Source organism: Rhodococcus sp. SMB37 (assembly GCF_004345605.1).
In the GTDB taxonomy this organism is placed as follows: Bacteria; Actinomycetota; Actinomycetes; order Mycobacteriales; family Mycobacteriaceae; genus Rhodococcus.
The window spans coordinates 1-11,548 of record NZ_SLVY01000020.1; the positions used below are offsets into that span (position 1 = coordinate 1).

General features: G+C 65.8%; 11 protein-coding genes. 6 read left to right on the forward strand and 5 right to left on the reverse strand.

Translation table 11 applies throughout. The annotated features are described in order from the left end of the window. The coding region (locus EV641_RS25055; RefSeq protein ID WP_277874526.1) for a CoA-transferase at positions 1-282 on the forward strand (282 nt) is incomplete at its 5' end. Between the two features lie 61 nt (positions 283-343). Here EV641_RS25055 and EV641_RS25060 read toward each other — a convergent pair. From EV641_RS25060 to EV641_RS25070, 3 genes are all read right to left on the reverse strand, one after another. Then, positions 344-562: a helix-turn-helix transcriptional regulator gene (locus EV641_RS25060; protein WP_054718812.1), complete on the reverse strand. Its 219-nt coding sequence runs from the start codon at positions 560-562 to the stop codon at positions 344-346. After that, positions 562-1,194 (reverse strand): hypothetical protein, encoded by a 633-nt coding sequence (locus EV641_RS25065; protein WP_132475519.1) that lies wholly within the window; start codon positions 1,192-1,194, stop codon positions 562-564. The genes EV641_RS25060 and EV641_RS25065 overlap by 1 nt, the downstream gene beginning before the upstream one ends. Before the next feature lie 167 nt (positions 1,195-1,361). Continuing rightward, positions 1,362-2,156 carry an MOSC N-terminal beta barrel domain-containing protein gene (locus EV641_RS25070; RefSeq protein WP_241997459.1) on the reverse strand — a complete coding sequence of 265 codons (795 nt, stop codon included), beginning with the start codon at positions 2,154-2,156 and terminating at the stop codon, positions 1,362-1,364. Between EV641_RS25070 and EV641_RS25075 the strand changes: the two genes are divergently transcribed. Continuing rightward, a complete protein-coding gene (locus EV641_RS25075; RefSeq protein WP_054718820.1) occupies positions 2,155-3,123 on the forward strand; it encodes an LLM class F420-dependent oxidoreductase in 969 nt (322 codons plus the stop codon). The genes EV641_RS25070 and EV641_RS25075 overlap by 2 nt on opposite strands. Positions 3,124-3,210: 87 nt before the next feature. Beyond that, positions 3,211-4,107, forward strand: a complete 897-nt coding sequence (locus tag EV641_RS25080; protein ID WP_132475522.1) for an alpha/beta fold hydrolase — start codon at positions 3,211-3,213, stop codon at positions 4,105-4,107. On the opposite strand, the gene EV641_RS25085 is transcribed toward EV641_RS25080, so the two are convergent. Further along, positions 4,067-5,257, reverse strand: a complete 1,191-nt coding sequence (locus tag EV641_RS25085) for an MFS transporter (RefSeq protein ID WP_132475525.1) — start codon at positions 5,255-5,257, stop codon at positions 4,067-4,069. The genes EV641_RS25080 and EV641_RS25085 overlap by 41 nt on opposite strands. Before the next feature lie 159 nt (positions 5,258-5,416). Between EV641_RS25085 and EV641_RS25090 the strand changes: the two genes are divergently transcribed. Then, positions 5,417-6,799, forward strand: coding sequence for an amidase (locus EV641_RS25090; protein ID WP_241997464.1), 1,383 nt, complete (start codon positions 5,417-5,419; stop codon positions 6,797-6,799). Here the strand turns inward: EV641_RS25090 and EV641_RS25095 are convergent. Next, the gene (locus EV641_RS25095; RefSeq protein WP_132475530.1) at positions 6,792-7,979 is read right to left on the reverse strand and encodes a CoA transferase; all 1,188 of its coding nucleotides are present in this window, start codon (positions 7,977-7,979) and stop codon (positions 6,792-6,794) included. The two genes, EV641_RS25090 and EV641_RS25095, sit on opposite strands and share 8 nt — an antisense overlap. A gap of 242 nt (positions 7,980-8,221) precedes the next feature. Between EV641_RS25095 and EV641_RS25100 the strand changes: the two genes are divergently transcribed. Further along, on the forward strand, positions 8,222-9,883 hold the full coding sequence (locus EV641_RS25100) for a PucR family transcriptional regulator (protein WP_132475533.1): 1,662 nt from the start codon (positions 8,222-8,224) through the stop codon (positions 9,881-9,883). Positions 9,884-10,048: 165 nt separating this feature from the next. Further along, positions 10,049-11,488, forward strand: a complete 1,440-nt coding sequence (locus EV641_RS25105; RefSeq protein WP_132475536.1) for a solute carrier family 23 protein — start codon at positions 10,049-10,051, stop codon at positions 11,486-11,488. Positions 11,489-11,548: the final 60 nt, after the last annotated feature.

The following is an 11,548-nucleotide window of genomic DNA, read 5'->3' on the forward strand; positions in this document are numbered from 1 at the left end:
TGGATGGTGCCCGGCAAGATGGTCAAGGGTATGGGTGGTGCGATGGACCTCGTCCATGGTGCTCGTAAGGTGATCGTGTTGATGGAGCACACCGATAAGTCGGGTGATCCGAAGATCGTGGAGAAGTGTTCGCTTCCGTTGACGGGTGAGGGTGTGGTGCAGCGGATCGTCACGAATCTTGCTGTCATCGATGTCACCGACGATGGTCTGGCCTTGCGTGAGTGCGCGCCGGGCGTGACCGAGGAGCAGGTCCGCGCAGCAACAGGAGCGCCACTGGCTTGATGGCCGGACCACGCAACGATACCCGGGACCCACAAGGTCCCGGGTATCGTTGTATCTGTAGTCATTCGATCGAAAGAATATCTCCCACAGAACAATCGAGGACTCTACATAGTGCTGTCAGGGTGGAGAACCGGATGGCGCGGGCGCGACCGTTCTTCAACACCGACAGGTTCACGACGCTCACCCCCACCTCTTCGGCCAACTGCGCCAACGTCATACCTCGATCGGCCAGCAAGGTGTCGAGGTGGCAGCGAACGGCATGTTCGGTTTCGGGAGGCATCAGATGAGGCCTTCGTTGTCCCGAGCCATGCGGCTTCCGATGCGCAGCGCGACCGCGACCGCCGACAGTGCCATGCAGAACACATAGCCATACCAGAATTCGGGACCGAGCGTCGCGGTGTCCATCATCTCGCGAGCCTCCACGTCGCGAAGCAGCATGTTGGTGCCGAGTGTTCGGGGGAACTGCGGAACGAGGATGGTCGCGACCGCGACGATGGAGGAGACCGCGACGAGACGCACCGCGAGGCGGTCGAACAGGTGGCCGCGGGCGAATCGCACGACCATCCAGGTCAGCAGCGCCAGTACCACCAGATAGCCGAAGGTCTGCAGTGTGTCGGCGCTACGGAGGAATCCGACAGTGACGGGGGAGAGCTGGTCTGTCGCCACGTCGATGGTGGAGGGCGACCCCAGTTGCATCGCCACGCCGTCGAGTGACGTGAGTGCCTGGGGCTGATCGAATTCGACGCGTGCTGTGACGATCCCGTCGCTCAGCTCGCGGAGGAGTCCGGCGACGTACGTGTAGAGAACGACACCGCCGGTGAGGGCGAAGACCGCGATCGACGCCCACAGATCGCGGCGTTCCTTCTTCGACGTGTCGGTCGGTGTGATCGGTCCGGTGTCGGTGGTGTCCATGTCTGCTCCCGCGCCTCGTAAAGGCCCATATCGATTATCGATGCATCGATAATCGTTATACACATCGACAAACGATATGTCTAGTGTTGGATGTCGAAACCGCAGCCGCTTCGGACGGATACTGCCTGCCGACGGGTTGCCTCTGTCTCCCAAGTGCGCGCCGGGGGTCAGGCGTTCGAAATTGCGACCGGGTCGCCGCAGTGGATGGTCCCCGGCGCACTGACCTGCGCATACACACCGACGCACGGTGCTTCCTTGCCGCCCTCGCGGGTCAGTACGCGATTGCGCGACATGACGGTACGCAACATCTCGCGCCGAGCCGGGATCTCCTGATGGTCGAGCGTCACCATCACACACCGATCGGTGCGCTTGTTCGGTTCGATGACAACGTCGCCGAGCCCGAGCCGAACACCCAACCAGTCGTTCTCGACGAAACCGTCCGTGCCCTCGGTGTCGACGACGATCGTCGGCCGGAATCGGCGCACCGCGACCTCGATCGGATCGCCCGTGTCCAGCGCATTCACCGACGACGAGGTGACCACATGCAGGGGAGCCGCGTCGTACGAGCGGGCCTTGGCTTCGAGCCGGACGGCGTGCCCCGTCAGATCCGACAACATCTCGTCGACGCCGCTGTCGTCGCCGCGCATCACGGTGCCGTCGGGGAACGTCAATTCCAGCGCCGCCGGGTCCCGCGGGTCGGCCTCGTCCGTCAGGCGCGCACCGCACGTCAGCAGAACACCGAACCGACGGAACTTCTTCGCGGTTGCCACGGTGCCCGATTCTGCATCGACGACCGCCCACACGTGGTCGCCTCGGAGACCGTCGGATTCGATCGTCGCGGACTGCAGCCGCTCACCTCCGAAGGACTTGACCGGATACCGCCACAGTTGACCGATATGCACAACGAGCCAGCATACGGATGCTGTGTGACCTGTGGGGATCTGCTCTAATGTGACGGCCATGACCGACAAGACACGACGGTGGGGACTCACGGTTCCCCTCGACGGCATCCCCCTGGCCGATCAGCGCAGCATCATCGAAGAGCTTCCCGACCTCGGCTACACCGACGTGTGGTCGTCCGAAGCCAATGTGGCCGACGCCTTCACCCCGCTCGCACTCGCGAGCGTGTGGGCGCCCACGCTGCGGCTCGGCACCGCGATCGTTCCCGTTTATACCCGCGGCCCGGCCACACTCGCCATGTCCGCCGCGACCCTCGCATCCGCTGCTCCGGGCCGTTTCGTGCTCGGTGTGGGTACGTCGTCCAACGTCATCGTCGAGAAGTGGAACGGTATTCCCTTCGACGAGCCGTACAAGCGCGCCCGCGACACGCTGCGTTTCCTGAAGTCGGCGTTGGCCGGTGAGAAGGTGACCCAGGAGTACGACACCTTCTCGGTCGACGGTTTTCGCGCCGGGATGGTCGCGGATCCCGCTCCGCCCGTGCTGCTCGCGGCCCTGCGACCCGGGATGCTGCGACTCGCCGGCAAGGAAGCCGACGGGGCAATCGTCAACTGGTTGTCGGCCGACGACGTCCGCACCGTTGCGCCGTACGTCCACGAGGGCGGTGAAGGGAAGGACATCGTCGCGCGGATCTTCGTGCTCCCCGGATACGACACCGACACCGCCCGAGCCATGGGCCGGCGCATGATCGCCGCGTACATGAACGTGCCCGTCTACCGCGCCTTCCACGAGTTCCTCGGACGGTCCGACGAGTTCGCCGGCATGTGGCGGCTGTGGGCGGAGGGCGATCGCAAGGCCGCGCTCGAGGCGATTCCCGACCATGTCGTAGACGAACTCATCGTGCACGGACACCCCGACGCGTGCCGCGAACACGTCGAACGTTACGTAGAGGCGGGAGTCACCACCCCCGCGATGCTGCTCGTCGCAGACGGCGATCCGGCACCGATGATCCGGGCGCTCGCACCACGCTGAGGTCCTGGGCGTCACGATTCGGTAGCGACAGTTAACGGAAGGGAACGAGGACACGAATAATCGAGCAGGTCGCTCGAGGAGTTGTTCATGTTCGATTCACCTTCCAGGTTCACCGTCGCCGCCGACGACGGTGTGCCACTTGTCGCATACGTGGACGGTCCGGCCGATGCCGAGCTCACCGTCGTGTTCGTGCACGGCCACTGTCAGGACTCGGCGTGCTGGACCGGCGTCGGCGAGCGACTGGGCGCGCCTGCGGTCCGAACCGTGCGCTACGACCAGCGCGGACACGGCAGTTCCGGCATCGGTGATGTCGAGTCGTTCACGTTCGACCAGCTGGCCCGCGACCTCGACTCCGTCCTTCGCACGCTCGTGCCTCGCGGCCCGGTGGTGCTGGCCGGTTACTCGATGGGCGGCATGGTGTCGCTGGCATATGCACGACTCCAGCCTGCGACGATCGGGACTCGGATCGTGGGATTCGCGCTGGTGTCGACGGCCGCGGGCGGGCTCGCCGACGACGGGGTCGGCCGGTATCTGAGACATCCCGCCACGTCATTCCTGCACCGCGCGGTGGCACGGGCACCGCGGACCATGGAGCGCTCGAAGCGAGCCGGCGGCGCTGTGTGCACGATGCTCGGACGACGACGCTCCGAGGACTCTTGGCTGCGCATGCTCGGCATGGTGCTCGCGAACGAGACATCCGTCGTCACCTGGTCGCGGCTGCTGGCGGCGTTCGCGGTGCTCGATGAATACGACGCGATCGGGGCACTCGCGGCGGTTCCCGTCGTGGTGGCAGCGGGAACGGCCGACCGTTTCGTGCCGATCACCCACTCGGAAGCGATCGTTTCGCACCTCCCCGGCGCCGAACTGGTCCGGATTCCCGGCGCAGGACACCGCGTGCTCTCCGAGAGCGCGGACGCGGTCGCGAGAGCACTCGGCCGGTTGCTCACACGTGTGCGCGACGGTGCTCTCGCCCCGGCGGGTTGATCCGGACAAGGCGACCGAAGATCAGCGCCGCACACATCAGCGCCGCGGCAGCGGCGAAACACGCCCCGAATCCGATGTGCGGAGCGGCGAGCGCGATGACGAACGGCACCGCGAAGCCGAGATAGATCAGGCAGTAGAAGACTGCCACGCTCTGGGCCAACTCGTCGGCAGGTGCGATGTGTTCCACGGCGACGAGGCCCGAGATGAGCAGGATGCCGTAGCCCGCGCCGAGGAGAACAGCTGCGGCGAGGATCACCACGACCGACCACGGCCCGTCTGCGTATGCGGTACCGGCGCCCGCGGCGAATCCCAGGACGCCGATCCCGACACCGATTCGCACACCGAGGGTCTCGTCATGCCGGGCCATGCGCCGTGCCCACGGCTGGATCAGGGCGCCGGTGAGCAAGGTCAGCGCAGCGATCGTGCCGGTGAATGCGATGGACAACTCGCTCACGCTGTCGGACACGAGCGGCGGAAGCGTCACAAATGAGACTGTGGCGCAACCGAACACCCACGGGGCCCACGGCACCACACCCCACCGGAACCGCGGGTTCGACAAGATGGACAGCCGCCACGAACCCTGCACGGTTCGGGGCATGTGGCCATCGGGCACCGGCCACACCAGCACCAGAGCCACTGCCATCAGCGCGATGTGCACGACATAGGTCAGCACCTCGGGTGCCGGCAGCCACTGTGCGATGAGCCCGGCGAACAGCGCTCCGCATCCGAATCCCGCCGACAGCGACACCGCCGCGCGCCGCGCACCCACGCCGGGGCCCGCGTCGACGCTCAGTTCCTTCATCCAGGCGGTGCCCGCGCCGAACGCCATCCCCGATGCAAGGCCGGCGAGGACCCGGCCCAGATACAGCAACAGTGGCAACTCGGCGCCGAGAAGCAGTACCACCGACGACACGATGCTCACCGGGACCATCGCGAGGATCACCGGACGCCGGCCGATCCGATCGGCGACCCGGCCGAAGTACAGCAGCGCGGGAATCAGTCCCAGGATGTAGGAGCCGAGCATGGCGGTGAATGACCCGCTACCGAGACCGAGATGCTCGCGGTAGACGAGTTGCATGGGGGCGAACTGATTGGCGCCCCAGCTCACCGCGAAGACAGCGAACGACAGACGGGCCCACGGCGCAAACATGGACCGATCCTGTCAGGTGCGCCCACACATCGACGTATCAACTCTTCACAGCCTGGCGTTCGCGATCCTGTGGACACTGAACGTTGGCGAGCCCGCCGACTCACACCTAGCGTTCACGTCCATCGGAACGAAGGAGGACGCGTGGAGACGAACGGTCGTGTGAGGACGGGTACCTGGGTCGGCGCGGACGCACACGCGATTGCGCGTGCGGTGCACCGGCGAGAAGTCTCGGCGCGCGCGGTCGTGGAGGAGCACCTCGCGCACATCGGTGACAGAAATCCGCAGCTGAACGCGATCGTCACCGTCGCGACCGAGCAGTCCCGTCGCGACGCGGACGTGCTCGACGACCGGCTCGCGTGCGGCGAGCCACCGGGTCCGCTGGCCGGGGTCCCGTTCACCGTGAAGGATCTCGTCACCACGGCCGGGGTTCGCACCACGGCCGGGTCGCGGGCTCTCGCCGATAATGTGCCCGGCGTCGACGCACCTGCGGTGGCGGCGATGAAGGCGGCGGGGGCGATCCTGATCGGGAAGACCAACACACCGGAGTTCGGCACGTCCGGTCTCACCGACAACGAACTCTTCGGACCGACAGTGAACCCGCTCGGAACACCTGACCTGCCACGGTCGCCCGGAGGGTCGAGTGGCGGTGAGGCGGCAGCCATCGCATCGGGCATGAGCGTGCTCGGACTCGGCACGGATTTCGGCGGGTCTGTGCGCTGGCCGGCGCACTGCACAGGCCTCGCGTCGATCCGCCCCACGATCGGCCGGGTCTGCGCCGACGGTCAGTATCCCGGGCTTGTCGCCGGTGATCACCTGCTGGCGAATCCCGTCACCGTGCACGGCGCGCTCCAGACCATCGGTCCGATGGCGCGCAGCCTCGACGAGGCTGTCCTCGTCCTGCGGGTGGTCTCGGAGCCGCACATCGCGTGGATGGACCCGGCCGGTGTCGACGTCGACCGCCTGGACATCACGTGGGCGCCCGGTGAAGGAACAGTGCCGGTCGCGGCGGACATCGTCGCGGCCGTGACGGAGGTGGCGGGCAGGCTCGGTGCGCGCCGCTACGGAGGGTCCGCGCTCGCTCAGGGAAACGACTTGTTCGGACGGCTGCGGGCAACTCAGACGCACGCCGACATCACCGCGTCGGCCGCGCCGGACACGTTCGGCGCGAGCATCCGGCAGATGCTGTCCGCGGCACGCGCCGAGTCCAGTGCCGAGGTCGAGGAGCTGTGGGCCACCCGCGCTCGGTTCGTGCAGCGGTTGCTCGCCGAGATGGGGGATCTTCTGGTGCTTCCGGTTGCGTCCATCGGCGCTCCGCTTCTCGGGCGCGATCGGTTCGACGTGGATGGTCGTTCCCTCACTTGGCAGGAGGTGTTGGCGAGTTGCCGCACTATCAGTGTCGCGGGATTTCCGTCGGTGGTGGTGCCGGTGGGAGAGACGGGCGACGGCATGCCGATCGGCGTGCAGCTCGTCGCCCGTCCGTTCCACGAACACGTCGCGCTGTCGGTGGCAGCGCGGCTGTGCCGAGTCGCCCGGGTCAGATGACGCCCGCCCGGTGCAATCCGTCGAGTTCGGCTTCGCCGACACCGAATTCGGCGAGTACGGCGTCGGTGTCCTGGCCGAGGACCATCGGCGGCGCATTCCGGATCGGCAGTGTTTCGGAATCGACCCAGAACGGCCCGCGCAACAGCGGCAGGTCCTTCCCGTCGGGGGTAGTTAACTTTTGCACCATGTCCAGCGCCTGCACCTGTGGATCGGCGAAGGCCTGGTCGATCGAATGAACTGGACCGCACGGAATTCCGGCCGAACGCATCGCTGTCACCCATTCGGCCGCCGACCTGTGTGACAGCAGTTCGAGGAGTTCCTTGGTGAGCGTGTCGCGGTGTTCGAGGCGGGATACGCCGGTGGCGTAGTCGGGTCGCTTCGCAAGGTCGGGGTCACCGAGGACGACGCACAGTGCTTCCCAGTGCTTGTCGGAACCGGTCGCGATGATGATCGGGCAGTCGGCGGTGTCGAAGCAGCCGTACGGGGTGATGGTCGGGTGGGTGTTGCCGTTGGGTTCGGAAACCCTTCCCGTGCTGAGATAGTCCTGCGCTTGGAAAGTCATGATCGACAAGGCCGATTCGATCAGTGATGTCTGTACGTGATGGCCCTCACCGTCGCGCGAGCGGGCGACGAGTGCGGCGGTGATGCCGAGTGCCGCATAGATTCCCGAGACCGTGTCGATGATGGGCACGCCGACGCGCATGGGTGTGTCGTCGCCGCCGCCGGTCACGGACATGAGTCCGGACATACCTTGCGCGACCTGGTCGAGGCCCGGTGCGAATCGGTCGGGTCCGGTGGGGCCGAAGCCGCTGACGCTCATCACGATCACGCCGGGGTTGTCGCGCCGTAGTGAGTCCTGGTCGAGTCCCATTGCGGCGAGTACACCGGGCCGGAAGTTCTCGACGATCACGTCCACCTCGGAAGCCATACGGCGCAGTAGTTTCCGCCCTTCGTCAGTGCGCATATCGAGCGCGACGGACCGTTTGCTCCGGTTCACCGATGCGAAGTACAGGCTGTCGGATCCGTCGAACGGAGGCCACTGGCGCGAGCTGTCGCCCCGGCCGATGGATTCGACCTTGATGATATCGGCGCCGAAGTCGGCGAGCAGTGAGGTGCACAGGGGGCCGGCGAGGGCTCGGGACAGATCGAGAACGCGGACACCGTGGAGTAGTGGTTTCATCGTCACGACGATGGTCCAGTGGGGTACCACACCGCGACGGCGACAATGTACAAGCGGGTGCCCATGATTTCGGCGCATTCTGTGGCTGGTGCTCCCGAGGCGCACGTCTGACGTCGAGTGTCGACCATCCCTGTGAGTGTCGGTGTTGACGGCGCTGTCTCGGGAATCTATGGTCATGAGTCTCGCGCCCGGCGGGACGAACGACTGGCAGGTGAACGGGTGTTGCTGTGACGGTGCGGAAGATGAAAGCCTCCCCGAAAGCCGACTCGGGTTGCACCCATCACGCGATCGTCGCCCCGACTCCGTTCGCCGATGTCGTTGCGTCGGGACTTCTGGATGCGCCGACGGTGATCGCGGGCGACGTGGCCACTGCCCGTGACGTCACCGGCATCGCCGTGATGATGCTTCCGGAGATAGGCCCGTGGTTACGTCCGAACCAGCTTCTCGTCACCTCGACCACCGTGCTCCGACGCCTCGCAGGAACGATCGGCGAATTCACGGCGCGGTTGGCTCGGAACGAGATCGCCGGTCTCGTCGTGCGGCTCGACGAAGACTGCGCGCTTCCGGACGGCATCGCGGACGCTGTCGCCTTTCCGATCGTGACGACCCCCGGCGACATCGTTGCCGACCACGAGCTCGCACGCGGTCTCGCGGAGATGGCGAAAACACAGGTCGACTCGGTCTTGAGAGCCGATCATCTACGCCGTGGGTTGCTCGAGATCGTGATGGCGGGCGGGGGACACAAGGCACTCGCCGACGGTGTCGCGCAGAGCCTCGGCGGAGCAGTGCTCATCACCACCCCGGACGGCCGGCAGACCTGCCGTTCAGGAACAGACGCGGACTTCTGCTGGCTGGCGTCGACTGCGGCGCTCGACCCGACGGGCCGGGTCCGCACCGATTCCCTCGACGGCGGGCTCGGGTTGCATCGTTTCGACGACGAGTACGTGGCGATCGCAGCGATCTCGGCGAACGGCATCGACCATGGCCGACTCGTACTGTTCTCTCCGGGGCGCACTCTCACGAGTGCTGACCTGTACCTCGTCGAGCAGGCCGCGACGGTGTGTGCGCTCGTGGTGAGTAGGGAACTGGCAGTGTCGGCGGTCGAGGAGAAGCACCGCGCCAACTTCGTCCGCGACCTGTTGCGCGGGCGCGGTGGCGATCCCGAGCAGGTCATCGTGCATGCGCAGATGTTCGGTTGGAATCTCGACCGGCCCATGGTGGTCGTTGCGGTCGAGCCGGACGTCGTCGACGACGATGCGCCGCCTGCGCCCGCGCGCCTGCCTGTCGTCGAGCGGCAGGCGAGGGCGTTCGTCGGTGCCGTTGCGGGGCGTGACCCCGGAGCCGCCGTGACAGCGCTCGCGACCGAGATCGTGATCATCATGGGCGAGGGGAGCGACACCATGACACTCGTGCACGAACTCGTCGCACAGGTGCGAGGTGCCGGGGGCGGTGGACGCCGTCCGTTCGGAGTGGGGGTGTCGCGGGCGGCGTCCTCGACGGCCGACCTTCCGGCGCTCTACAACCAGGCCAGAACCGCACTCGAAGTGGGGCGCAAGATATCCGGGACATGGGCGGTCACGCACTTCGACGATCTCGGTGTGTACCGGCTGCTCAGTCTCGTCGAGGACCCCGATGAACTCGAGTCGTTCGCGAGGGAGACGCTCAAGGAGCTCACCGACGACACCGCGGAAGCCCAGGACATGCGACGCACCCTCGAAGTGCTGCTCGCGACGAACATCAACATCGCAGAAACCGCGCGCCAGTTACATTTTCATTACAACACGTTGCGATACCGGGTCGCGAAGCTCGAGAAGATGCTCGGCCTGTTCACCGCGCATCCAGAGTTGCGTCTCGACCTCTCACTCGCTCTCAAGATCATCGCCATGCGCGGGATCAATTCCTAATATTGCCAATATCTGCCCTCCCGCACTGGCAGATTGTTCCCACCCTGGAACGCCCCCTCTCAATTAACGTTTCCGCCTATCCGGGTGCATGTGTGAGCGGCAACACAACCGTAACAATCCACGTCGACTCTCTTGGCACCACACTCTCTGCCTGAAAGGTCCGCCATGGCCATATGGACGTTGCACGGAGACGGAAAGACCATCGCACCGGGGGAGGTGGTCGCGCCGAACGAACGGTTGACCTGGGGCCGCACCATCGGACTCGGTGGTCAGCACGTGGTGTCGATGTTCGGGGCCACCTTCGTCTTCCCGATCATCATGGGGCTCAATCCCCAGCTTGCGGTGATGCTTTCAGGATTCTGCACGCTGTTCTTCCTGCTCGTCGTCAAAGGGCGGATCCCCAGCTATCTCGGAACCTCGGCGGCATTCGTCGGTGGCATTGCCGCAATCCACGCGCAGGGCGGTACCAGCGCCGAGGTGACGGGCGCGATCATGGTGTCGGGCCTCGTCCTTGCGGCCATCGGCGTGGCGATCCATTTCCTCGGTGGGTCGGTGGTCTTCAAGGTGCTGCCACCCGTCGTGACGGGTGCGGTCGTCATGCTGATCGGATTCAATCTCGCCCCCGTGGTGGCCGGAACCTACTGGCCGCAGGATCAGTGGGTAGCGCTGATCGTCATGGTGGTGCTCGTCGTCTCCAGCGTCGTACTCCGCGGATTCCTCGGCCGGGTCGCGATCTTCCTGTCGCTGCTGTTCGGCTACGCGCTCTCGTGGGTCCTCGACCTGGTCACCGGACCGATCACGTCGTACGACGCCACCGCCGGTGCCGTCACCGAGCATTTCCGCGTCGACTGGGATGGTGTGGCGTCGGCGTCGTGGGTCGGCCTGCCGCCGTTCACCGACGAGGCGAACGGAATCGTCGGCATCCATGCGCCGTCGTTCAGTCTCACGTTCATCGTGCTCGTGCTCCCCGGCGTGATCGCCCTCATCGCGGAGAACGCCGGTCACGTCAAGGCCGTCGCCGAGATCACCAAGACCGACCTCGACCCGATGATGGGACGCGCCCTCGCGGCGGATGGCCTCGCCACCGCGATGGCGACAGGTGTCGGTGGTTCACCCACCACCACGTACGCGGAGAACATCGGCGTCATGGCAGCGACGAAGGTGTACTCGACCGCGGCGTACGCCGCCGCCGGTGTGATAGCGATGCTGCTCGGCTTCTCCCCGAAGTTCGGTGCTGTCATCTCCGCCACTCCCGGAGGTGTGCTCGGTGGAATCACCGTCGTCCTCTACGGAATCATCGGCCTGCTCGGTGCCAAGATCTGGAAGGAGAACGGAGTCGATTTCGGCAACCCGCTCAACCTCATGCCGGTCGCGGCGGGCCTGATCATCGCGATCGGCGACACCTCGCTGCGCTTCACCGACACCTTCTCGCTCAGTGGCATCGCGCTCGGCACCATCGTCGTCATCGTTCTCTACCACGTGTGTCGAGTGATCGCCCCGAAGGACGATGCAGGCCCCGTCGGCGGTGGTGACGACGCGGATCGCGAACCCGACACCGACCCCGACGGGGGAGCCACCCGGGAGCGGGTGGAACAGCCGGCGTGACGCCGATTACTTTTGACAGAGAATAGACGTGAGCGTTGTCACTTCTTCACCAATCAACGA

Excerpts from the sequence above, each read along its gene's own strand:
- EV641_RS25105 (WP_132475536.1), top strand. The coding sequence starts at position 10,049 with ATGGCCATATGGACGTTGCACGGAGACGGAAAGACCATCGCACCGGGG.
- EV641_RS25075 (WP_054718820.1), top strand. The coding sequence starts at position 2,155 with ATGACCGACAAGACACGACGGTGGGGACTCACGGTTCCCCTCGACGGC.
- EV641_RS25065 (WP_132475519.1), bottom strand. The coding sequence starts at position 1,194 with ATGGACACCACCGACACCGGACCGATCACACCGACCGACACGTCGAAG.
- EV641_RS25070 (WP_241997459.1), bottom strand. The coding sequence starts at position 2,156 with ATGGCCGTCACATTAGAGCAGATCCCCACAGGTCACACAGCATCCGTA.
- EV641_RS25060 (WP_054718812.1), bottom strand. The coding sequence starts at position 562 with ATGCCTCCCGAAACCGAACATGCCGTTCGCTGCCACCTCGACACCTTG.
- EV641_RS25100 (WP_132475533.1), top strand. The coding sequence starts at position 8,222 with ATGAAAGCCTCCCCGAAAGCCGACTCGGGTTGCACCCATCACGCGATC.
- EV641_RS25095 (WP_132475530.1), bottom strand. The coding sequence starts at position 7,979 with ATGAAACCACTACTCCACGGTGTCCGCGTTCTCGATCTGTCCCGAGCC.
- EV641_RS25080 (WP_132475522.1), top strand. The coding sequence starts at position 3,211 with ATGTTCGATTCACCTTCCAGGTTCACCGTCGCCGCCGACGACGGTGTG.
- EV641_RS25085 (WP_132475525.1), bottom strand. The coding sequence starts at position 5,257 with ATGTTTGCGCCGTGGGCCCGTCTGTCGTTCGCTGTCTTCGCGGTGAGC.